Annotated in this window: 25 protein-coding genes; 13 read left to right on the plus strand and 12 right to left on the minus strand. The window is 68.1% G+C overall.

The window, feature by feature from the left end:
* Positions 1 to 25: 25 nt before the first annotated feature.
* The 7 genes from ACZ3I4_RS46390 to ACZ3I4_RS46420 all read right to left on the minus strand — a co-directional run bounded on the left by ACZ3I4_RS46390 (position 26) and on the right by ACZ3I4_RS46420 (position 4913).
* The gene (locus ACZ3I4_RS46390; protein WP_465388571.1) at positions 26 to 2023 is read right to left on the minus strand and encodes a hypothetical protein; all 1998 of its coding nucleotides are present in this window, start codon (positions 2021 to 2023) and stop codon (positions 26 to 28) included.
* On the minus strand, positions 2020 to 2382 hold the full coding sequence (locus tag ACZ3I4_RS46395) for a hypothetical protein (protein ID WP_465388572.1): 363 nt from the start codon (positions 2380 to 2382) through the stop codon (positions 2020 to 2022). The genes ACZ3I4_RS46390 and ACZ3I4_RS46395 overlap by 4 nt, the downstream gene beginning before the upstream one ends.
* Positions 2383 to 2506: 124 nt before the next feature.
* On the minus strand, positions 2507 to 3034 hold the full coding sequence (locus ACZ3I4_RS46400) for a hypothetical protein (protein WP_465388573.1): 528 nt from the start codon (positions 3032 to 3034) through the stop codon (positions 2507 to 2509).
* 185 nt (positions 3035 to 3219) lie between these two features.
* Complete coding sequence (locus tag ACZ3I4_RS46405; RefSeq protein WP_465388574.1) at positions 3220 to 3357, minus strand: hypothetical protein; 138 nt, start codon at positions 3355 to 3357, stop codon at positions 3220 to 3222.
* 91 nt (positions 3358 to 3448) lie between these two features.
* Positions 3449 to 4297: an ABC transporter permease gene (locus ACZ3I4_RS46410; RefSeq protein ID WP_465388575.1), complete on the minus strand. Its 849-nt coding sequence runs from the start codon at positions 4295 to 4297 to the stop codon at positions 3449 to 3451.
* Positions 4294 to 4665, minus strand: a complete 372-nt coding sequence (locus tag ACZ3I4_RS46415; RefSeq protein WP_465388576.1) for an RRQRL motif-containing zinc-binding protein — start codon at positions 4663 to 4665, stop codon at positions 4294 to 4296. Before ACZ3I4_RS46415 ends, ACZ3I4_RS46410 begins: the two co-directional genes overlap by 4 nt.
* Complete coding sequence (locus tag ACZ3I4_RS46420; protein ID WP_465388577.1) at positions 4665 to 4913, minus strand: DUF6284 family protein; 249 nt, start codon at positions 4911 to 4913, stop codon at positions 4665 to 4667. The genes ACZ3I4_RS46415 and ACZ3I4_RS46420 overlap by 1 nt, the downstream gene beginning before the upstream one ends.
* Before the next feature lie 348 nt (positions 4914 to 5261).
* On the opposite strand from ACZ3I4_RS46420, the gene ACZ3I4_RS46425 reads away from it, so the two are divergent.
* The 3 genes from ACZ3I4_RS46425 (at position 5262) to ACZ3I4_RS46435 (ending at position 7342) form a co-directional block, all read left to right on the plus strand.
* Entirely contained in the window at positions 5262 to 5501 is a 240-nt protein-coding gene (locus ACZ3I4_RS46425) for a hypothetical protein (RefSeq protein WP_465388578.1), read from the plus strand.
* 199 nt (positions 5502 to 5700) lie between these two features.
* Positions 5701 to 6762, plus strand: a complete 1062-nt coding sequence (locus ACZ3I4_RS46430) for a hypothetical protein (RefSeq protein WP_465388579.1) — start codon at positions 5701 to 5703, stop codon at positions 6760 to 6762.
* A gap of 4 nt (positions 6763 to 6766) precedes the next feature.
* Positions 6767 to 7342 carry a cysteine hydrolase family protein gene (locus ACZ3I4_RS46435; protein WP_465388580.1) on the plus strand — a complete coding sequence of 192 codons (576 nt, stop codon included), beginning with the start codon at positions 6767 to 6769 and terminating at the stop codon, positions 7340 to 7342.
* A 26-nt stretch (positions 7343 to 7368) separates the two neighbouring features.
* On the opposite strand, the gene ACZ3I4_RS46440 is transcribed toward ACZ3I4_RS46435, so the two are convergent.
* Positions 7369 to 8667: a PIN-like domain-containing protein gene (locus ACZ3I4_RS46440; RefSeq protein WP_465388581.1), complete on the minus strand. Its 1299-nt coding sequence runs from the start codon at positions 8665 to 8667 to the stop codon at positions 7369 to 7371.
* Positions 8668 to 9759: 1092 nt separating this feature from the next.
* On the opposite strand from ACZ3I4_RS46440, the gene ACZ3I4_RS46445 reads away from it, so the two are divergent.
* Both ACZ3I4_RS46445 and ACZ3I4_RS46450 read left to right on the plus strand, forming a co-directional pair.
* The gene (locus ACZ3I4_RS46445) at positions 9760 to 10068 is read left to right on the plus strand and encodes a hypothetical protein (protein WP_465388582.1); all 309 of its coding nucleotides are present in this window, start codon (positions 9760 to 9762) and stop codon (positions 10066 to 10068) included.
* Positions 10069 to 10087: 19 nt separating this feature from the next.
* Positions 10088 to 11020, plus strand: coding sequence for a zinc metalloprotease (locus ACZ3I4_RS46450; RefSeq protein ID WP_465388583.1), 933 nt, complete (start codon positions 10088 to 10090; stop codon positions 11018 to 11020).
* A gap of 163 nt (positions 11021 to 11183) precedes the next feature.
* Here the strand turns inward: ACZ3I4_RS46450 and ACZ3I4_RS46455 are convergent, their stop codons facing one another.
* Both ACZ3I4_RS46455 and ACZ3I4_RS46460 read right to left on the minus strand, forming a co-directional pair.
* Positions 11184 to 11711, minus strand: a complete 528-nt coding sequence (locus ACZ3I4_RS46455; protein WP_465388584.1) for a hypothetical protein — start codon at positions 11709 to 11711, stop codon at positions 11184 to 11186.
* A gap of 55 nt (positions 11712 to 11766) precedes the next feature.
* Positions 11767 to 12396: a maleylpyruvate isomerase family mycothiol-dependent enzyme gene (locus tag ACZ3I4_RS46460; RefSeq protein WP_465388585.1), complete on the minus strand. Its 630-nt coding sequence runs from the start codon at positions 12394 to 12396 to the stop codon at positions 11767 to 11769.
* 204 nt (positions 12397 to 12600) lie between these two features.
* Here ACZ3I4_RS46460 and ACZ3I4_RS46465 point away from each other — a divergent pair, with 204 nt between their 5' ends.
* The gene (locus ACZ3I4_RS46465) at positions 12601 to 13461 is read left to right on the plus strand and encodes a hypothetical protein (RefSeq protein ID WP_465388586.1); all 861 of its coding nucleotides are present in this window, start codon (positions 12601 to 12603) and stop codon (positions 13459 to 13461) included.
* Here ACZ3I4_RS46465 and ACZ3I4_RS46470 read toward each other — a convergent pair.
* Positions 13421 to 14257, minus strand: a complete 837-nt coding sequence (locus ACZ3I4_RS46470) for an NAD(P)/FAD-dependent oxidoreductase (RefSeq protein WP_465388587.1) — start codon at positions 14255 to 14257, stop codon at positions 13421 to 13423. The two genes, ACZ3I4_RS46465 and ACZ3I4_RS46470, sit on opposite strands and share 41 nt — an antisense overlap.
* A gap of 47 nt (positions 14258 to 14304) precedes the next feature.
* On the opposite strand from ACZ3I4_RS46470, the gene ACZ3I4_RS46475 reads away from it, so the two are divergent.
* Positions 14305 to 14889, plus strand: coding sequence for a helix-turn-helix domain-containing protein (locus tag ACZ3I4_RS46475; RefSeq protein WP_465388588.1), 585 nt, complete (start codon positions 14305 to 14307; stop codon positions 14887 to 14889).
* Between the two features lie 63 nt (positions 14890 to 14952).
* On the opposite strand, the gene ACZ3I4_RS46480 is transcribed toward ACZ3I4_RS46475, so the two are convergent.
* The gene (locus tag ACZ3I4_RS46480; protein ID WP_465388589.1) at positions 14953 to 15615 is read right to left on the minus strand and encodes a bifunctional DNA primase/polymerase; all 663 of its coding nucleotides are present in this window, start codon (positions 15613 to 15615) and stop codon (positions 14953 to 14955) included.
* A 240-nt stretch (positions 15616 to 15855) separates the two neighbouring features.
* On the opposite strand from ACZ3I4_RS46480, the gene ACZ3I4_RS46485 reads away from it, so the two are divergent.
* The 6 genes from ACZ3I4_RS46485 (at position 15856) to ACZ3I4_RS46510 (ending at position 21776) form a co-directional block, all read left to right on the plus strand.
* Entirely contained in the window at positions 15856 to 17091 is a 1236-nt protein-coding gene (locus ACZ3I4_RS46485) for a helix-turn-helix domain-containing protein (RefSeq protein ID WP_465388590.1), read from the plus strand.
* Between the two features lie 13 nt (positions 17092 to 17104).
* Positions 17105 to 17689: a flavoprotein gene (locus tag ACZ3I4_RS46490; RefSeq protein ID WP_465388591.1), complete on the plus strand. Its 585-nt coding sequence runs from the start codon at positions 17105 to 17107 to the stop codon at positions 17687 to 17689.
* A gap of 80 nt (positions 17690 to 17769) precedes the next feature.
* Positions 17770 to 18591: a Nif3-like dinuclear metal center hexameric protein gene (locus tag ACZ3I4_RS46495; protein WP_465388634.1), complete on the plus strand. Its 822-nt coding sequence runs from the start codon at positions 17770 to 17772 to the stop codon at positions 18589 to 18591.
* Positions 18588 to 19322, plus strand: coding sequence for a zinc ribbon domain-containing protein (locus ACZ3I4_RS46500; RefSeq protein ID WP_465388592.1), 735 nt, complete (start codon positions 18588 to 18590; stop codon positions 19320 to 19322). Before ACZ3I4_RS46495 ends, ACZ3I4_RS46500 begins: the two co-directional genes overlap by 4 nt.
* Positions 19319 to 20416 carry a bifunctional RNase H/acid phosphatase gene (locus ACZ3I4_RS46505; RefSeq protein ID WP_465388593.1) on the plus strand — a complete coding sequence of 366 codons (1098 nt, stop codon included), beginning with the start codon at positions 19319 to 19321 and terminating at the stop codon, positions 20414 to 20416. The genes ACZ3I4_RS46500 and ACZ3I4_RS46505 overlap by 4 nt, the downstream gene beginning before the upstream one ends.
* Positions 20417 to 20495: 79 nt before the next feature.
* Positions 20496 to 21776, plus strand: a complete 1281-nt coding sequence (locus ACZ3I4_RS46510; protein ID WP_465388594.1) for a glycoside hydrolase family 18 protein — start codon at positions 20496 to 20498, stop codon at positions 21774 to 21776.
* The last annotated feature ends 75 nt before the right edge of the window (positions 21777 to 21851 follow it).

A 21851-nucleotide genomic window follows, 5' to 3' on the forward strand; every position in this document is an offset into this window, starting at 1 on the left:
CGTGTCCCGCGCGGCAGCTCGGTCATCAGGCAGCGCCCGCGTAGGCGGGCATAGGCTCGGGAAGGTTGATCTCGTAGAAGCCCTTGTCGTCGGCACGCCGCAGCAGCGGCTCGGGTCCGCCGCAGAACTCTTTGAGGATCTTGGAGATGGTGGGCGGCTTGAGTCCTTCCTCACCGACCTTGCCGACGATCGGGGCGAAGTTGCTCGGCCGCACCGATCGCACCCCGTTGGAGTGCGCCGTCACGATCGCGTGGCGGAACATCTCGCGGATCTCGGTCGGGCTGTACTGCCGGCCGTCTTCGGGGCCGAGATCGAGCGGCACCCGCCGGCGGGCCGGGACGGTGATCGGCTCGTGCGGGTCCTCATCCGGCGGGCAGTCCGGATCGACCGGCGGCGGCACCAAATCGGGGTCGTTGTCGAGGTCCGGATCGTCCCGGTCGTCGGCAGACTCCGAAGTGCCCGGCGCGTCCGGCGCCGCGGTTTGTGCCACCGGCCGGCCGGCCGGGTACTCGCCACGGGCCGCGAGCACAGCGAGCAGTTCGCCGACCACGGCGTCCCGGTCGATCTTGTAAGTGCGGCCGGGAAGTGACCAGTCGTCGGGGTCGGTGCCGGGCAGCTCGGCGTACAGGGCGCCGGGCTTGCGGTTCTTCCAGGACGGATCCGCGCCGGCCTCGATGGTCTCTTCCGACAGCACCCGGGCGGCTTCGGCGACGTCCTTGACGCCCATGCAGATCACTCCGCCGATGGTGCTGCGGACTGAGGTCGGCAACCGGTCGCCGGTCGCCCGCTGGATGCCGAGCAGGACGAACATGCCGACCGATCGGACTGATTCGGCCAGTTCAACGAGGGTGTCTTCGGCCTCGATGAACTTGGACGCCTCGTCCACGATCACGACGCGGAACTTCGGGCACTTGGCGCACCCGCGGGTCCACTGTTCGTGGCCGTGGCCGCCGATCTGCGCGGCGCGCTTGGCGACCTCGGGGATCATGCTGTCGAGGTAGCGCTCGCCCTCGGCAGCGTCGTGGATGAACACGTGCATGGCGTTGCGGAAGTCGGCCGGCAGTTGCAGGCCCTTGCGGCCGTCGATGTAGACGACCTCGGCATCGACACGCGAGCGGGACTCACACGCCAGTTCGAGCTGCAACGCCGTCTTGCCCGAGCCGGACGCACCGAGGGCGAGCAGCACACCGATCGCGTTGCGTTCCTGCTTGGCGTCACCGGGCAGGATCAGCGGCACGACCGATCCGGTCTGATAGACCGCCACCCGCAGCGGTTCGGCGATGGAGCCGCCCGGCGCGGACAGGCCGGGCCATGTCGGCGGGTTCTCGAGCATGTCCACCGGGGATACCTCCATGCGTCCCGTGCGGGGTGTGTTGCGGTCACGGATCATCCGCACCCCGCCCACCGGCACATCGAGCGCTGACGCGATCGCGGTGCGGACTTCCGGCTTGGCCAGGGAGCCGAAGTCGGCGCCGGGCTGCATCTCGGCGTGGGTGACGATCCGGCCCTCGATCTCCTTCGGTCGGCCGGTCGCCCCGACGTCCTGCAATTCGCGGACCCGCTCGCCCAACTCGCCGAACAGGTTCGCGCGGGCGTCGGTGCCGTCACCACGCAGCAGCTTGGTCACCGCGAGCAGGACCGAGGTGGTGACCATGACCAGCAGATAGACCATCACCGAGTCGAACGAGAACCCGCGGAAGGTCAGCACGAACAGGCCACCGCACGAGCAGGCGGACATCAGCAGCGATGCGGCTCGGAGCTCGATTTTGCGGGCGCGGCCGACACCCCAGGTGCCCCAGATGATGACCGCCGAACAGGCCAGGATCAGCCCGGCCCGCCAGGCGACCTGCCACACGGTGGGATCGGCGTAGGCGCCCCACATCCGCGAGAGCACCCCGGCCAGGATGAGGTTCGCCAGGCCGGCGATCGGGGGGACGAGGTAGGGAAGCGGGTTGCCGCGCACTTCGTAGGAGGCGCCGCGGGCCAGGTCGGCGCCGCGGGTGTTGCGGGTCTGTCGGCTCATGCGGCGTTCCGTTCCTTGCGGCCGCGGACGGTGAAGTCCGAGGCGCCGGGCTGTTCGTCATCGAGGGCGATCAGGAACGCCTCGAACCGGTTGCGGCACACCCGCGCGTACGCGGCGACCGCGAGCATCTCGTCAGCGGACTTGATCAGAGGGCGGGCGACCTGCCGGCCCCAGAACTTCGCTCGCATCCGGGACAGGCCGTTACGGCGGCCGTAGCGTTCGATCTTCATCCGGACCATGCCGGCCAGTTCGTCGATCTCGTCGTGACCGGCGATGCCGACCTGCCGGATGCCTTCGAGCAGGTTGAGCAAGTCTTCGTCGTCGCGGATATCCACATCGGGGATGAGGCGGTGCGCCATCACACGTCCTTCCAGGCAGAACAAGGCAGAGGGAGAGGCGCGGGGGGGGGGGGGGGGGGGGGGGGGGGGGGGGGGGGTGGGGGGGGGGGGGGGGGGGGCCCCGCGGGGGCCCCCGCGGGAGGTGTCAGCGGTCGCAGTACAGCCGGCCGGTCGTCGTGATCTTGACTTTCACGGCGTCGATCCAGACCTCGGCGCCGCCGGGCAGCACCAGCTTGGAACTGGTGGACCATCGCCGGTGGGCGTTGCCGAGATCCACGTTGTCGTCATCGATCAGGCCGTACAGCAGGCCCTGGCGGGCCAGCTCGGCCATGTCCTCGAACAGGACCATGCCGAGCAGGTAGCTCAGGCTTTGGCCGTATTTGGTCCGGCCGAGCGAGCGCAGTACACGCTGCGGGTGTTCCCAGTAGTAGTGCTCGCCGGCGGGCGACAACTTCAGGTACAGGCTCCGGCGATGGGTCTTGATCAGGCCCGGGGTGAGGTCGATGGGTTCGCCATCGAGCCGGGCGACGATCAGGCCGCGCTCGGTCATCTCCGACAGCGTTTCCGGGCTGACCTCTTGCGACTTCATCAGGTCACTCAGTCGTGCCCGGTCGCCGCAGAGGTAGATCAGGCGTCCCAGGACGCGCCACTGTTCCGGATCCAGCGTCTTCATCAGGGGTGTTCTCCGATCAGGCGATAGAGAGGGTGATCAGCGGCGTCGTGCGGCACCGTCAGTGACCGAGCGGCGGTAGTCCTCGGCGCGGGGGTACCGGGCGCGCGGGTCGGTGTAGGGCCGCGATTCGGAGTCGACCGCGGCGAGCAAACGAGCAGTTGCCGGGTCGGCCGGGCGGCGGCGCATCAGCTGGCCTGCTTAGCGGCCTGAGCGGCGCGGCGCGCATCGGCGAGGCGCTGGGCCTCGGCCAGGGTCGTGAGACGCTGCTGCTTGTTGCGGTCGACGACCTCGGCGTGCTGGGTGTCGAGCTGGCGTTGGGACATACTGAGCCTCTCTTCGAGGTCTTACGGGATCGATGGGGAGACCGGCGGCATGGCATCTGCTTGGCGGTAGGGGCCGTGCCGCCGGGCGGATCTAGTTGCGGTGCATCAGGTGTGCGAGTGCGGCGCCCATGCCGAGCACCGCGACCGGGATGCACGCGACAGTTGCGGTGATCAGCCACGGCGCCGACGTCCAGCCGGCCGCGGCCATCAGGTGATAGGCGATCTGGCCGAGCGCGCCGATGCCGAGCGACGCGATGGCCGACCACTTCGCGAACTGGCGGGCCTTGACCGGCGCACGGCCGGACAGCCACGCCCACAGCGCGTACGCGGCGTAGGTCTCGACCCCGATCGGCAGCGTGATCGCGGTGTCGAGCATGACCTGATCGGCGATGCCGGGCAGCAGCGCGACCTTGCCGAACCCGGTGAGCCTGCCCATCTCCACCCACCCGGCCCAGATGGCAACGAACGCCGGCAGGCACAGGATGAGTACCGGCCACACGATCGGCTTGCGGGACGGCTCGGCCTCCGCGGCGGGGGCGTCGGGAACGGCGGCCGGAACCGGGTCTACGACGGGGGTGTCCTGCGGCGATGTCGTCGGCGTCGGCGGGGTGTCGGAGACGTCGAGCGCGGCGAAGACCTCGGCGAGGTCGATCACCGGGACCGGGTCCGTGGTGGGCTTGTCGGCCGGGGTCGGCGGGTCTGGCTGGGAGTCGAGCAGCGTTTGCATTTCGTCGTGGACGGTGACGACCGGGGTCAGCTCAGGCGGCGCGGTGAGCGCGGCGAGCACGGCACGAGCTTTGGGCGTGCCCACCTTGAGGGCCTTCTTCAGCCGGTTCTGGGAGGGGATCTCGCCAAGCTCGGCGGCCAAGTCGCGGGCCTGTGGGATCAGGTGCTCGACGTCGGACGGGTAGGCGCTGGGCGCCAGGGTCGGTGCGGTCATGCGGCAGCCTCCAGGGGTGCGCAGGAAAGGCACTCGCCGAGCGAGCGCGGGATGACATAGGGCCGCACGCGGCGGCAGGTCGGGCAGGTGCACCGGGCGCGCATCGCCTTTGCGAGCGCCGCACGCACCGCCGGGGTGGCAGTGCGTTTGGGCCGGGCCAGATCGAGCCGGTAGAGGTGGGCGGCTCGGATGCCGCCCACGCCGGCCCACAGGAGTTGAGCGGCGACCGGCTGGCCGCCGGGGCAAAGACCGCGTTTCCGCAGTTGCCGGCGAGTGGCGTAACCAGCCGGGGCACCCTTCCACCAGAAGGTAGGGATGCCGTACCGGTCGCCGTCCGGGTCGTGGAACGCGGCCCGGATCCGAGCCATCAGGCCGCGCGAAGCGGGGTCGGGCTGCACGAACGAGCAGCGACGTACGCGAATGTCTCACGGATGACGCGAGCTTCGGCACGGCGCAACCGACGCCAGTCCAGAACACTCGCCCCGCCGTGCTCGTCGGCGGTCAGCATGCTGATCTCGGCGTCAAGCCATGCAATCTCGGCGTCGACCAGCGGCTGTTCGGTCTTGATCGCGGCCAGGTCGGCGGCGGTCGGCTCAACATCGAAGTGATCCCTCACGGGATGTCCTCCAAGAATGAAGTCAGCGCGGCAGCAGCACACGGCCGATGCCGCGCTGACCAGCGGGTATCAGGAAAGTGAAGTGCCGACCTGAGCGGCACGCGTTGACCTTTTCGGCCGTTCGATACGGCTACGGGGAGGTCACGACCCTCTATTCAGTTCTCAATGATCAAGCGCTCGGCGGGACGATCACGATCGGTGCAGCCCTTGAGCCGCGGGCCGCCGTGTCGGAGCCCGACCGGCTGAAGAGAATGCGGTGAAGCGAGCTTCTGTAGCGATTCTCTGTTGCGCATCACCGTAGCGATTCGCCAGCGAGTTGCGCAAGTAGGTGGCGGTAATCTGTTGGCTATGACCGATGCAAGAAGCGCACTAGCTGCGGCAACGCGTCGCTATGAACAGACGGAGGCAGCCCACGAGAGCGCTCGCCGGGACGCCATCGAGGCCGTGCTGATGGCTTTGAGAGCGGGCATCGGTCCCTCCGAGGTGGAGCGGCTCTCGCCTTTCACGGCCGCGTACGTCCGCAAGCTGGCCCGCGAGAACGGGATCCCGCCAGCTCCGCCGGGGCCGAAGCGAGCGGTCACCACCTGATGGCGTTCTGTCCTCTTGGGTCATGCATCGAGCTTTGCCCGAAAGGGCCCCAAGCGGCAGTTGACAGCTAAGACACAGGGGGACAGGGGACATGTCCACGGACAGAGCATCGTCGGGCCGGCGGCTCCAGCCGAACCTAGTGCTAACGGCGAAACGGGAGTCTCGCGGTTGGACCTCGCGTAAACGGGCTGCCCGAGAGTTGCACAGAATCTGGCGCGAGAACTGGCCCCAATGCCCGGACATCGAATCGCTTGAGAAGTCCCTGTATCGCCATGAAACTGGCCGCGTCCAGGTCCGCGATGAAAGCTATCGAAAGCTGTATTGCCTCGCATATGATGCAAGCCCTCACGAGCTATTTGGTTCTGTTGAGACAGAATCTACCAGCGCTCAAAGCCTGATTGTCCGTTCACACAAATTCATCACGGCTTTCGTTGGTGTCGAGGCAGCCGCTCAGTTACGCGCCAACCCTGCCGCCGTCGAGAGTGCCAAGCATTGGCTCGACTGTCGAGTCACCCCTATTGAAGTGATCAACGGAAAATGCGAACTCCACGTGTGGCCTTTTGGGATAGCGATTTTCCACCTAGTTGAAGACCTCGCGTTGCCAAATATCGCAGCACTCAGCACGTGGCGTATCCAGTCATACAAAGACAATATGGTCTGGGCGGCCAGAAAGTTGCGAGAACTAACCGGGCAGGAGGGCGCGGAGGCTGCCTATATTTTGAGCGCTTACTGGGTCGATGACGCGCCCTGGACAGGCGACACGCTTGATACCGCTCTGCGCGTTCTTTCGATACCGAAGGTTCTACTTGAGCGTGATGTCGAACCTGCCCGATCGTTGCACCAAGCTGAGTTGGTTGAGCGGACATTGCTTGCGGAGGGATTCGATCACGCTGGCATAGTTTCCTTCGGGCTTAAGGGGATCGCCATCGGATACGCCTCGTGGTCCGGCGTCGTATACTTTCCCGTAGCTGAGAAGAGAGCTTTAGCCGAAGAAGACCTGGTGCACTGCGAACTTGCCGTCCAGTCTCTATGGGCTTATTCGGACCATCTGAATAGGCTGATCGAGAGGGGAGTGGACCCCATTGTGCCCGATAATTATGGATGGCGGTTCATACGTGGGGCGCGTTCACGTATCACCAATGCGCGGCCACAGGAGAGCGAACAGCACCGCTCGATGCGGAACGCAATCCTGTCCACCTGTGAACTTGAAAGCAATCTCGCTCAAGCTATTGAAACGTTGCGCGATAGCGTCGGAGGATAAGTAAGTGATTCCGAAATCGTCAGTATTAGTGGTTGTTGACGTTCAGAACGGCTTCATTCGACCGGCTTCCGCCCCAGTAGTCCCGATCATCAAGGATTTGGTTGAGCAATGGCGGCAGGGTGGAGGGGACGTCGTTTTCACGCGTTACCTCAACTATCCGGGAAGTCCATTCGAGCGCATGATTCATTGGGAGAAGCTGCAAACCTCCCCGGAAACCGACATCGTTCCCGAACTCGCGCAGCTAGCCTCCAAATCAATCGTGCTTGATAAAACGATTTACAGCTTTTTCTCGGCGGACGGTGCTCGCCTTGTGCGTGATAAAGGTTGGAAAGACATCTACATCTGCGGAATCGCTACGGAAAGTTGTGTCCTGAAAACCGCCGTCGACGCCTTCGAGCTTGACCTGACCCCATGGGTAATTGCGGAAGGTTCCATAAGTCATGCCGGCCAAGAGGCTCACGACGCGGGCATGCTCGTTATCCGACGATTCATAGGGCAAGGTCAAATTATCAATATCTCGGATCTACCACTTTCCGCAGACAGCTATGCTCGAAGCGAAGCTATCCGAAGTGACAACTGAAACCCTATGACGGGGCCGTTCGCCAGTCATTCAGATGTGCGTTTCTTGAGTCCTTCGTATTGTTCCATTATCGCTGTGCGGCGCGCATCATTTTCGGCCAACGCTTGATTGCCGGATCCAATGTTGTGATCAACGAGCGTTAGCCTTTCTTGTGCGGCTTTTAATCTTAGTCGCGCTTGGTTGAGTCGGTTACGCGCCTGAGCAAATTCTTCGAGTTTGGCTGCTGGGTTATCGTCGTCCTGTGGTGATACGGTGGCTTCAACCCATCGAACTTCGGCGGCAGTGCACGCATTGGCGGCTTCCGCGATTTCCTTCTCAAGCATGGCGCGCTCGACTGTCAGTTGATTCAACCTTTCAGTATTTCGTATGTGGTCGATTTCGTAATCGTGAATCATGAACCGCATTTCTTCAAGAAGTTTGCGGTCATCCGCCATTTGAGACTGCTCGGCCTGACGAATGGTTTCGTCGCTTACATCGGCTTGGAGGAACTCTTTCGCATAAGTTAAGAATAGTTGGGTCGGCATCAATACCAACCGTGCACCGGTCCTTTGATGACACTCAAGAGCCAGCTCAGGCCGAGCCATGACTGCGTGTCCTTTAAGGCGCATGTACCAATCTTCTTTTGTATCGTTTGTGACAAATACCAGTACATCAACCTTCCTCGCCTCGGCCTCTTTTAAGGTTTGACACCATGCAAAGTAGTCTCCGTGCGGCTCGTCCTTGTCGGCGTCCTTATAGCCAGGAGGAATTCGAGCCTCGATTCTCCGAGAGGCTTCTGTCAGCTCCGCTGCCTGCTGCTCATCCCCAAAATTCCCGCCTACTTTGCCAATGAAGATGGCAATCAGGCGGTCGAATATCGGATCGCTCGCACCGGGTTTGCCAACCCCGTGATCGCGGCGAAGTTTCTCTAATGAAGCGCTCAATTTTTCGAGACTAGTCTCTAGCGATCGCAATAGGCTATCCCGCTCAGAATTGGGTAGAGCAACCCTGTTGCTGAGTTCTCGAATTTTTCGGTCGATCTCTGGCACCACCTCTTGTCGGCGTTGTGTCAGAAGTTGCAACGCATCTCTATACGCCGAATCGTAGTCCGAAATTACTTTAAGCCTATTTCGATGAAATTCCAACGCTACCTGATGGGGAATCCACAGGCGTTTTTCAAGTAGCTCTAGTGCATTGAGCAACTCTTGCCGAGACTTCGGTGCAAATCGATATGCGCTGAGCAGCACATTTGCGTCAAGGGCGATTAGGCCATTAACTAATCCGTTTTTAATTGTGGCGTCGTCCGGGGGTATAAAATGCATGAAGCTGTCGCTCAAATCCGGCATATATCGCCTTTCTCGAATCCCGCCTGCTGTGAAGCTGCACATCATTTCGCGACGAGTCCTAGCTCTGTCGAGGGGGCCTAGGAGCCGCCGTGGTGATGGCGAGTGTCTCATGAGGGCGGTCTCAGAGCCGGTCTCGTTCACGGCCGTTCAGTAGGGTCCGGCGAGGGTGCCTGCAATCGCGCTATCGCACGTCCCGAACGTCCCGGGTCAGTGCCGAACTGCTGCTCGCAGACCTTACAAGCGGGGGGTCGTAGGTTCGAAACCTACCGCGCCCACGAGTCGAGGCACCCTGTGTCCGCTGGGAAGCGCGGACCTGGTCGACTCGTCATGCCTGCTCCGGGGGCCGAGCCCCCGGAAGCCCCGCGGTGCGGTGGGCGCGGTGCGCCTCTCGCTTACGCATCGAAGTGCTGGCTCACGTGGGCGGACCATCGAGCGGCCGGACTGCCTGCGGCGCGGTGCGCCTCTCGCTTACGCGTCGAAGTGCTGGCTCACGTGGCACGACCATCGAGCGCCCGGACTGCGCGCGGCGCGGTGGGTCTCTCGCTTTGCGCGTCGAATTGCTGGCTCTCGTGGCCGAACCGCCGAATCCCGGACGACCCGGGTGCGCCTCTTGCTTACGCATCGTTTGCCGGCTCATGGCCGAACCCCGAACCTCGAACCCCGAACCCCGAACCCCGAACCTCGAACCCCGAACCTCGAACCTCGAACCTCGAACCTCGAACCTCGAACCTCGAACCTCGAACCCCGAACCCCGAACCGGCGAACCGGCGAACCGCGAACCGGCGAACCGCGAACCGGCGAACCGCGAACCGGCGAACCGGCGAACCGGCGAACCCTCCGCGGTGTGGTGGGTGGTTTGGCTGCGCGTCGAGCTTGGTTGGGGGCGCTGGGGGTTTGGCTTGGCTGGGCGACTGGGCGGACCGTTGGCGCAGGTGCGCGGGACGGTTGGTCAGGGGGTGGGGGCCGTTCGTTTTGAAGAGCGGGCTGGGGTTGTCGGATCGAGGACCCAAGGCGGCGGGGGGTGGGGGGACGCTGCCACTCTGCGGGGCACCACCACGAAAATCAGCATTCTGCGAGGCGGTTCGAAGCTTGATGGCCGAGATCTCTGCGGACCTTTTCCGGCGCTGGTATCGGTCCTTCGAGGAGGATTCCGACGACCAGGCGGTCTATCGGCCCGGCGACTACGCGTTTCCGCCCAGCCGGGCGCCTCGGCCCAGTCTGGAGTTCCGGCCGGGCGGCGGCTACGTCGAATATGCCGCGGGGGCGGCCGACCGGGCCGTGCCGGAGCGGGGCAGCTGGGAGGCCGCCGAAGGGGACGGCCTCCGGGTGCGGGCGGGGGCCGGAACGCGGGTGCTGCAGATCGTCGCGCATGACGCGCAGGTGCTGAGGATTCGTAAATAGCGCGAGGAAAAGAGGCACGATGGACAATGCCGACATCGTCGAGACCCCGGCCCGGCGCCGCTGCGGCACCGAGGACGTGCACCGCCGCATGCTGAACGAGAGCTTGAACTATCGGCTCAACCGGGCCGCCATCGAAAACCTCGCCTTCGCCTACGCCACCGGCGAGCAAAAGCCCACGCGCGACGGCGTGCTGACCATCGACGTGGTCGTCCACATCGTGCACGGCACCGACGAGCAGAACCTCTCCGAGGAACAGATCGACAGCCAGATCGCCGTGCTCAACGAGGACTTCCGCGCCACCAACAGCGACGCGAAGCAGGTGCCTCCGGTGTGGCAGGGCCTGGCCGCCGACGCGCGGATCGAGTTTCGCCGGGCGAGCACCGACCCGGACGGCAAACCGTCCACCGGCGTCACCCGGCGGCAGACCGACGCCCCCTCGTTCTCGGACGACGACGCCGTCAAGTTCACCGCGCGGGGCGGCGCCGACGCCTGGCCGGCCGATCGCTATCTGAACATCTGGGTCTGCCGGCTCTCCGGCGGGCTGCTGGGCTATGCCCAGTTCCCGGGCGGGCCCGCCGAGACCGACGGCGTGGTGATCACCTATACCGGTTTCGGCACCTCGGGCACGGCGGCGGCGCCGTTCGACCTCGGCCGCACCACCACCCACGAGATCGGGCACTGGCTCAACCTGTTCCACATCGGCGGCGACGACGGCACCGGCTGCAGCGGCACCGACTTCGTGGCGGACACCCCCAATCAGGCCGGCCAGAACTTCGGGACGCCGACCTTCCCGTCGATCACCTGCAACAACGCGCCGAACGGCGACATGTTCATGAACTACATGGACTACACCGACGACATGGCGATGTTCATGTTCACCCACGGGCAGATGCTCCGGGTCGAGGCCTGCCTGGCCGGCCCACGCCAGACGCTGGTCGCGGCACCGGCGTAGACGGCGCCGGGGGAGGACCGGTCGCGGGCAACCATGCCCCGCCCGCGACCGGGCCCGCCCGGCGGGTCACCACCGGGAACGACCGTCGGCCGGCGGCCGCTCCCGGGCGTGGTGGCGACGACGTGGGGCCGGGCGCACGGGACGCGCTCGGCCCCACTGCGTGTCAGCCGGCCGGCTCGGCGCCCGCCGGGGTGGTGGGATCGGCGCCCGGCTGGTCGCCGGGCGAGCGCCAGCGGCCGCCGGGGGTCAGCTCGCCCAGGTGTTCCAGGCGGGCGCGGATGCCGCCGCTGCTGCGCCCGAACTCGGTCACCAGGTCGCGCTGGCGGGCCCCGGCCCGATAACGCTCGACCAGGCGCTCGTCGTCGGCCGGCGTCCAGCGGGTGCCCTGGTTGGGGTGCCGGTCGCGCCGGTCGGGCGGGAGGCCGGCGACCGCCGGGGCGGGCCGGGCCCGGGTCATCGCGATCAGGCCGGCCAGGGTCGAGGTGAGCACGTCGGTGAGCCCGGGCAGGTCGGCCGGGGCGATGCCGCCGCTGATCTCGCTCACCACGTGCCCGTCGCCGTCGCTGCTCACGATGCAGAGATCGATGCGGTGATCGTCGGTGGGAAAGGCGGTGACCTGGTAATCGATCTCGCCGAGCAGCAGGCGGCGGTCGAGGGTGATCGGGGAGGACTGGAGGGCGGTGTCATTCATGGGGGCGAACATAGGGCGACCCTCTGACAGTTTCCGGCGCCGGCGGGCGAGCGCCTCAGCCGAGCCGTGCGGCCAGGATCCGTACGCCCGGGCCGTCGATCTCCCCGAGCACGGCCGCCCGGCCCGTCACCGCCATCATCAGCGCCTCGGCCGGCCCGCTGACCAGGGCACCCTCCCCGTACGCCCAATCCAGGTCGGTGGCCTCGAACCGCAGCCCGGCCAGCCGCTTGCGGGGGGTGAAACCGACCGCCCGGCCCCCGGTCAGGAAGTCGAGCGACATCCTCAGGTGGTCGAGCGCGAGCCCGTGCGGCAGTCCGAGCGGGCGGCGCATGTCCTGCCCGTGCACCTGCAGATCGGTCAGCTGCCCCGGATAGCCGACGATGGGCGGCCGGAACGGATCGGTGGCGTGGCGGCGCAGACCGTCGGCGAGCTCGGCCGCCGGCCGCTTGGCGATCTCGGCGGCGAGCATCGCGTTGGCCCGGTGGATCCGGAATCCGCTGCGCAGCATCACCGACATGGTCAGGCCGCGCGGCGCGTCGACGGCGGCCAGCAGATGCCCGGCGACCTGACGCACGGTCCAGACGCCGCAGAGGCTGGGTGAGTCGAGCCGGTCGGGGCTCAGCGAGTCGACCAGGTCGGCGATCCGGCGGCGCTCACCGGCGATCGCACTGCGTACGGCATCCACCAGCAGCACCCTACGGAACCGGGACCGATCCAAGGCACACCCGCCCTGCAACCGGACGTTCCTCAACCGGGCCCCGCGATCACCGATTCCTTCTGTTGCCGGCGGGATGTCCCACCGGCGGGCGGGCCCCGGTCGGCATCCCCCCGGCGATCGGGCCCGCCCTGCCGACGGCATCACGTTTCGAGAAACTCGGGAGGCGGGCGCATGCCGTCGGAGCTGCACATCGGCATGGACGACGAGAAGACCGTCCTTTCCCCGTACGCCCTCCAGCTGCGCGCCGGACGCGTGACCCGGCACCGCGCCGGCTCCGTGACCGAGGTCGTCCCGGTGACCCCGAGCGGCGTGTCCCGCGAGGCCCGGGCGGCGTTCGCGGCCCGCCTCAGTCTTCCGCTGATCTTCGCCTCGGCCCTGCTCTTCGCGACCGGGCTGCCCTGGTGGCTGCCGTTCGCCGCCTCGGTCGCGACCGTCGCCACTGTCTGGCGCCGGCAGGCCCGGGCCGCCCAGTTCGCCCGCTTCGAACTGCCGTCGGCCGAGGGCAGCCGTGTGCTGGTGAGCGGTGCGGAGCGCGATGTCCTCAAGCGGGCCGTGGGCGTCTCGCGCCGGATCCGGCGTACGTGGCCCGGCCTTCCCGGCATGATCGACCCCGAACTGGCCGACCAGTCGCTGACCAGTGCCCTCGACGACCTGGCCGCCCTGCTGGTGCGGCGGCAGGAGCTGCGCCGGCTCCGGGCGGAGCTCGAGGGCGTAGGCGACCGGGACGTTCCCGCCGACAGCCCGGCCGTGCTCGCTCTCTCGACTCAGCGCGACCGCGCCGAACTGCTGTGGCGCGAGACCGGTGACCAGGCCAACCACATCCTGCGCAGCCTCGACCGGGCGGCGCTGGCCGGTGAGGCGTTCCTGCGCGAGCGGGCGATGGGCGAGACCGCGCGGCAGGCCGAGCTGGTGCTGGCCGGGCTGGCCCACGAGCCGGGCACGCCGGTCGCCGAGGCCGGCCCGGAGCTGGCCGACCGGACCGCCGCCGTGATCACTGCTTATCGGGAACTGGCGGCAGCAGGTCAGCGTTGATCATCGCCCCGGCCGTCAGCCCCGCGGCCGCCGACGAGATCACCTGAGCCATCGGGTCGGTCACGTTGCCGGCCACCCAGACCCCCGCCACCTCCGTACGCCCGGACGGGTCGATCGCCGGCACATGGGTGCCGATGCCCATCGGGTGCTCGACCGCCTTGAGGCCGAGCGAGTCCAGGAACCCGGCCCGCGCCTCCATCCGCGTGCCGACGACCAGGTACTCCCGCTCGACCAGGGCGCCGTCCCGCATCCGTACGCCGTCCGCCTCGACCGCCGCGATCTCGTCCAGCGGCAGCAGGCGCACGTCGGGGCTCCACTGCCCCCACAGCCGCAACCGGTGCTCGGTCCACTCGTCGCCCGCGGTCCCGATCACGCCGATCGCCCGTCCGCGCACCTCGTAGCCGTGGCAGTAGGGGCAATGCAGCACGGTCGTGCCCCAGCGCTCGGCCAGCCCGGGCACGTCGGGCAGCACGTCGGTCAGCCCGGTGGTGATCAGCAGCCGCCGCGCCCGGTGCACGTCGCCGCCGGCCAGCGTCACCTCGAAACCGGGTGCGGCCGACACGACCTCGCCCTCGATCACCGTGCCGCCGTACCGCTCGACCTCGGCCCGCCCGGCCGCGCGGAACTCGGCCGGGGTCATCCCGTCGCGGGTCAGGAAGTTGTGGATGCCCTCGGCGGGCGCGTTCCGGCCACGGCCGGAGTCGATCACCAGCACCGAGCGCAACGCCCGTCCCAGGGCCACCGCGCCGCTGAGCCCGGCCGGTCCGCCCCCGATCACAATCACGTCGTAAGTCATGTGCCCATGGTGGCCACGCTTTACCGGAAGAGGGAAACTTCTTTGCCATGACAGCAAAAGACTTCCTGCAGGAGGTCGGCCCCCGCCTGCGTGCGCTGCGGAAGGACGCGGGCATCACGCTGACCGCGCTGGCCGACACGACCGGCATCTCGGTCAGCACCCTGTCGCGGCTCGAGTCCGGTCAGCGCAAGGCCACGCTCGAGCTGCTGATGCCGCTGGCCCAGGCCTACCGGGTGCCGCTCGACGAGCTGGTGGGGGCGCCGCAGACCGGAGACCCGCGGGTGTACGCCCGTCCGATCCAGCGGTTCGGCCAGACGATCCTGCCGCTGACCCGCAACCCGGGCGGCCCGCAGGCGTTCAAGCACGTGATCGGGGCCGGTGACCGTCAGACGCCCGACCCCAAGACGCACGAGGGCTACGAGTGGCTTTACGTGCTCAGCGGACGGCTGCGACTGGTGCTGGGCGAGCACGACCTCGTGCTGCCGGCGGGCGAGGCGGCCGAGTTCGACACCCGGGTGCCGCACTGGTTCGGCAGCGCCGAGGGCAACCCGGTGGAGTTCCTGTCCATCTTCGACGCGCAGGGCGCGCGGATCCACGTACGGGCTCGTCCGAAGAAGACATCAACCGTTTGAGTGACTCGACCGTCACGCTACGGGGCATTAGGTTTGTCACTCGACATGCTGATCGACAACGCGTCATCCACCCCGGCGGGCGGTCGACAACTGCCGGGGAACAGTGAGCCGGGGCTCTCGCACAGTGCCGAGCGCGTCGGTCATCAGCTGCTGCACCGTCTCGGCCGCGGGCAACCGCCAGGGGGCCGGCCCGGGAGGCACGGCCCAGCGCGTCGGCCCCTCGAGCATCCGGGTCGGTGGGGCCGGGATCCACGAGCCGAGCCCGTGCCGCACCACGTCCAGCCGATGATCCAATGCGGACCGCAGTGGCACCCCGGGCTCGACCAGGAACATCCAGCGGCCGGCGGCGGTGACGGCGACGGGCCCGCGGGCGTCGGCCCGCCGGTTGAGCCGCACCGTGCCGAGCACCCGCAGGCCGAGCGCGGCGGGCACCTCGATCGCGTCGAAGGTGCGGCCGGTGACCAGCAGCACGCTGTGCGGCTCGTGCCGCCACCACGCCCGCACCTGGGCCGGATCGGTGCTTGCCGTGTCCTCCCACGACTCGAGCGCGGGATGGCACGCCATGATCGGGCAGCCCGGCCGTCCACAGGCGAACCGATGGCCGGTCAGGCGCGCGCCCGGCGTGACCGCCCAGCCGTGCGCCGCATAGCGGAGCGCGGCCCCGCGCATGCGGAGCCGATCGAGAAGGCCCGCCGGGACGAACGGCCGAGGAACGGTCCACTGCATGGCTAGATAACCCCCGATCTAGGTGGTCCGGTGCTATATCAGCCTGGTACGCCGTATCCAAGCGCGACACACCTCGTTGGTTTCGGCAGATCCACCCTTTGCAAGTTGCAACAAAAACTACGAGCATCAGTTAGCAGGCGATCACACACGCTGTGCGACGTGCGCGGACGTGGAGGGTCCACACTGCAGAGGACACAAGGATTCGCCGGCGGGGGTCGCCGGTGAGTCGGGGGAGGCACCGTGGACGAGCTGCCGATCGGCCGCCGCGTCGCCTATTGGCGCGGTCGACGCAAGATGTCCCAGCAGGTCTTCGCTGACCGGCTGGGAAAATCCAAGAGCTGGGTCGACAAGGTGGAGCGGGGTGTCCGCCGGCTCGACAAGTTCTCCGTGGTCTACGAGATCGCCGACGTTCTCCAGGTCGACGTCCAGCTGCTGCTGGGCAAGGACGTGGAGCGCCGGCCGGAAACGCAGAACTGCATCGACCAGGTCGAGGTTGAGGAGATTCGCGCCGCTCTGGAGCGTTATGACCAGATGAGTGCGTTTTTCCAAGCAGCGCCGCATTCGCCGGCGCTGGCCGAGATGCGCAAGGCGGTCAGTCACGCCTGGCTGACCTATCAGCACGCCAAGTACGGCGTGCTGGCCCGGATGCTGCCCAAGCTGCTGCGCGACGCCCAGGCGGCGGACAGCGCGTACGCGACCGGCGCCGAGGCCAAGGACGCGGCGCACCTGCTGGGCCAGGTCTATCAGATCGCGTCGTCCGCGCTGCGCAAGGTCGGCGAGCACGAGCTGTCCTGGCTGGCCGCCGACCGCTCGATCGCCGTCTCGCAACGGGCCGGCGACCAGCTCCTGGCCGGGCTGGCCAGTTACCGGGTGGGCAGCGCGCTGCTGGCCCTCGGCCGCGTGCGGCCCTCGCTCGAGGTCAACGTCAACATCGCCAACCGGCTGGCGCCCAGTCACGTCACCGAGCCCGAGACCCGGGGTCAGCGCCTGTCGGTCTACGGCATGCTGCTGCTGAACGGGGCCATGGCGGCGGCCCGCATCGGCGACAGCGCGACCGTCCGCGACCTGCTCTGCGGCGCCGAACAAGCCTCGCTCGAGCTGGGCGGTGACTACAACCACTACTGGACCAGCTTCGGCCCGACCAACGTGCAGCTGCACCGCTGTGCCACGGCGGTCGAACTGGGCGACGGCCGCACCGCGGTCGAGACGCACGAGAAGATCGACGTGATCGGCTTCAACGCGATGCTGCCGGAACGCCGGGCGCACCACTTCCTGGACATCGCCCGCGGTTACACGCAGATCGGCAACGTCGACAAGGCCAGCGAGATGCTGCTCGAGGGCGACCGGCTCGCCCCGTCCGAGATCCGCTGCCGCCCGCTCGCGCACGAGGTTCTTTCCGACGTGCTCCGCCGGACGCGGGGCACTCCGCCGGCTCCCATAGCGGAGCTGGCCGAGCAGATGGGAGTCGGCGTATGAGGTGGGTCAGCACGTGACGACTGGTAACCCCGCGCCCGGTGTGCTGTACGTCCTGGTCTGCGGTTCTCCGATGGCCCGCGACGTCGGCATCCTGGTCGGCCTGGCCCAGCAGGAAGGCTGGAAGGTCTGCGTGATCACCACCCCCGACGGACGCAAGTTCGTCGACGTGGCGGCGCTACAGACCCAGACCGGCCACCCGGTACGCACCTATTACAAGAGCCCCGGCGACCCCGACGTGCTGCCCGAGGCGGACGCGATGATCGTCGCGCCCGCCACGGTCAACACCGTGAACAAATGGGCCGCCGGGATCACCGACACCCTCGTCCTGGGCCTGCTGGTCGAGGGCTACGGCTACGGCGTGCCCACGGCCGTCGTCCCGTACACGAACAAGGTCATGGCTCTGCACCCCGCGCTGCACGAGAGCCTGGCCAAGCTCCGCGACTGGGGCGTGCACGTGCTCTACGGCGAGGACGTCTGCCGGCTGGGCGGGCCGGGGCAGACCGACCGCTTCCGGGGCCAGTTCCCCTGGCGGCGCGCTCTGCAGGCGGTCAGCAACCCGGTGTCGATGAGCAGCAGCGGTCCGGTGGAACGGGCGTAGGCCGGTACCGCCGATTCCCCGGCGGAAGCCCGATAGAGTTGGCGGCCGTGACCGACACTGCCGCTGCCACCGTCCTCGACGTGGTGAACGCCCTCGACCGGCGTTACCCGCGCACCTGGGCGGAATCGTGGGATCGCGTCGGCACGGTGCTCGGCGATTTCGAGCGCCCCGTCCGGCGCGTCCTCTGCGTCGTCGACTGCGTGCCCGAGACGGTGGAACAGGCGCTCGACGAGCGGGCCGACCTGATCGTGGCCCACCACCCGCTGCTGCTCAAGCCGGTCTCGTCGATCGCCCCCGACACGTACAAGGGCCGCATCATCCACCGGCTGATCCGCAACGACGTCGCGCTGTACTGCGCCCACACGAACGCGGACGTCGCCAATCCCGGCGTTTCGGACGCCCTCGCCGCCCGTCTGGGGCTGCGCGACCTGCGTCCGCTCGTGCCGGCCACCGGCGCCGCCGAGGGTTCGGGCCGGGGCATCGGCCGCATCGGCGAGCTGGCCGAGCCCCTCGACCTGGCCGCGTTCACGGCCTTCGCCGCGAGCCGCCTGCCGGCCACGGCGGCCGGTGTCCGCGCGGCCGGTGATCCCGCGCGCGTCCTGCGTACGGTGGCGGTCTGCGGCGGGGCCGGCGACTCGTTCCTGGCCGACGCGACCCGGGCCGGCGTCGACGCGTACCTTTGCGCCGACCTCCGCCACCACCCGGCCAGCGAGCACCTGGCCGAGAACGGTCCCGCGCTGCTCGACGTCGCACACTGGGCCACCGAGCGTCCCTGGCTCGACGACGTCGCGGCGTGGCTGCGCGAGGAGTTCGGCACCGAGACCATCGTGTCCGATCTGGACACCGACCCCTGGACCGTGCACGCCAGGGAAGACCCCGACAAGAAGGAGCCCCTGCCGTGAAGGCCTCGCCGGACGCCCAGCGCCGATTGCTCGACCTGCAAGCCGTCGACACCGCCCTGGCCCAGCTCGCACACCGGCGTAAGTCGCTGCCCGAGCTGGCCGAGATCGCCGCCGTCGGGCGCGAGATCTCCACGCTCGAGGACGAGCGTGCCCGGGCCCAGGTCGCCGTGGACGACCTCGAGCGCGACATCAGCCGCTTCGAGAAGGACATCGAGCAGGTACGCCTCCGCAAGGACCGTGACCAGGCCCGGCTCGCGGCGGGTGGGGCGCTGCGCGAGATCGAGGGCCTGCAGCACGAGCTGGCCACGCTCAACCGCCGGCAGTCCGAGCTCGAGGACGCCGAGCTCGAGCTGATGGAGCAGAAGGAGTCCGCGGACGCGGCCCTGGCCGAGGTGCAGCGGCGGATCGACGGGGCCGTCGGGCGGCGCGACCAGGCCGAGCGGCGGCGCGACGAGGCGTACGCGGAAATCACCAAGGAGCAGGAGTTCAAGAACTCCTCCCGGGGCCCGCTGGCCGCCGATCTGCCGGCCGACCTGGTCTCGCTGTACGACAAGATCCGGCTCGACTCGGGTCTGGGCGCCGCGCTGTTCCAGTCCGGCCGGTGCGGGGGCTGCCGCATCGAGCTCTACGGCGCCGACCTGGCCCGGGTCAAGGCGGCCGACCCCGACGAGGTGGTGCGCTGCGAGGAGTGCCGCCGCATCATGGTCCGTACGAAGGAATCCGGTCTGTGAGGGTCGTTGTCGAGGCCGACGGCGGCTCCCGGGGCAATCCGGGCCCGGCCGGCTACGGCTCGGTGGTGCTCGACACCGACGGTCAGGTGCTGCTGGAACGCCAGGGCTCGCTCGGCACCACGACGAACAACGTGGCCGAGTACACGGGCCTGATCGAGGGGCTGAAGGCCGCCCACGAGCTGGGCGCCACCGAGGTCGACGTGCGGATGGACTCCAAGCTCGTGGTCGAGCAGATGTCCGGCCGCTGGCAGATCAAGAACGCCGGTCTGCGGCCGCTCGCCGCCGAGGCCGCCCAGTGGGTCGCGCGGATCGGCCGGGTGACCTTCGAGTGGATCCCGCGCGAGCGCAACAAGGCGGCGGACGCCCTGGCCAACCGGGCCATGGACGAGGCCGCGGGCAAGCCCGTCCGGGACCGCGCCGAGCCCGAGATCGTCACGCCGGCGGCCCCGCGGTCGTGGGCGCCGCCGTCGCTCGAGAACGCCACCCGGCTGATCCTCGTGCGGCACGGCGAGACGGCGTACACGCAACAGGGTCGTTACTCCGGGCGCGGCGACGTGCCGCTGTCGGAGCAGGGTGAGGCTCAGGCGATGGCGGCCGGTGGCCGGGTGGCCGGCCTCGCGCGCGACGTCACGGCCGTGGTCAGCTCGCCGCTGGGCCGCTGTGTGCGCACCGCCGAGCACATCTCGTCCGAGGTCGGCGGGGTGCCGGTGACGATCGTCGACGACCTGATCGAGGTCGACTTCGGGTTGTGGGAGGGCCTGACCTTCGCCGAGGTGCAGGAGGGCTGGCCGGGCGAGATGAACGCGTGGCTCGGCTCGACGAGCGTGGCGCCTCCCGGCGGCGAGTCGTTCCAGGCGGCCGCCAAACGGGTGCGCGGGGCGATGGCGACGATCCTTTCCTCGTACGGGGGAGGGGTCGTGGTGGTGGTCTCGCACGTGTCGCCGATCAAGCTGATCCTGCGCGATGCGCTGGCCGCCTCCGACGCGTTCCTGCACCGGCTGTTCCTCGACGCCGCCGGCATCTCCACGATGGACGTGTGGCCGGATGGGAACATAGCGGTGCGTTCCGTCAACGAGACGGCCCATCTGCGCTGACCTTCTTGCCTCCGGGGTTCGAGACGTTTAGCTTCCTCGATTAGGAAACTTTCTTCAACGTTTCGGCCCGGGAGGGCTCATGCGCGTTCTCACCCGACGTCTCGTCGCCGTGGCGGCCCTCGCCGCGGTGGCGTCGACGGTCGCGGCAACACCCGCACAGGCAAGCGTCAAGCCGTACGTCAAGGTCGGCTACTTCACCCAGTGGGGCATCTACGGCCGCGACTTCCAGCTGGCCAAGGTGCAGAAGTCCGGCGCCGCGGCCCGGCTGACCCACATCAACTACGCGTTCGGCCCGGTCACCGCGGACGGCCTCTGCGCCTCGGCCGACGCGTGGGCCGACTGGCAGACCCCGTTCTCGGCCGAGAACAGCGTCGACGGTGTCGCCGACGTCGAGGGCCAGCCGATCGCCGGCAACCTCAACCAGATCAAGGAACTGAAGGCCAAGAACCCGAAGCTGCGCGTGCTGATCTCGCTCGGCGGCTGGTCCGGCTCGAAATACTTCTCGGACGCGGCCCTGACCGACGCGTCCCGCAAGAAGCTCGTCTCGTCCTGCGTCGACCTGTGGATCAAGGGCAACCTGCCCGGTCTGCCGGCCGGGGTGGCCGCCGGCATCCTCGACGGCATCGACCTCGACTGGGAGTGGCCCGGATCCGCGGGCGAGGTCGGCAACATCATCCGGCCCGAGGACAAGCAGAACTTCACGCTGCTGACCGAGGAGTTCCGTTCGCAGCTGGACGCTCTCTCGCGCTCCACCCGCAAGCACTACGACCTCACGGCCTTCCTGCCCGCCGCGCCGGTCAAGGTCGACGCCGGCTTCGAAGGCAAGATCTTCAAGTACCTCGACTTCGCGACCGTGCAGGGCTACGACTTCCACGGCTCGTGGGAGGCCCGCACCAACCAGCAGTCCGCGCTCTTCGTCCCCAAGGGCGCACCCGACAACCCGGACTTCTCGTCCGAGGTCGCGATCAACAAGTGGCTCTCGGTGGGCGCCCCGCGCAAGAAGCTGGTGCTCGGCCTGCCCTACTACAGCCAGGGCTGGACCGGCGTCACCGCGGGCGGCAACGGTCTGTTCGCCCCGGCCACCGGCGCGGCGCCGGGCAAGTTCGCGGCCGGCACCGAGGACTACAAGACGGTCAAGACCCTGCCCGGCTTCAAGGTCTACCGCGACCTCAAGGCCGGCCACTCCTGGCTGTTCGACGGCACCACGTTCTGGACCTACGACGACCCGGCCATGATGCTGCAGAAGACCCTGTACATCCGGGCCAAGGGCCTGGGCGGCGCCATGATGTGGTCGCTCGACGGCGACGACGCCAACGCGTCGCTGACCAAGGCCGTCCACACCGGTCTCTGGACCCCCTGACCGGTTGCTCCGCTGTCTGCGCCCATCCCCGTCCGGGGGTGGGCGCATTTTTTCGGCCCGGCATGCTTCAATGTC

The organism is Actinoplanes sp. NPDC021490, from assembly GCF_055562135.1.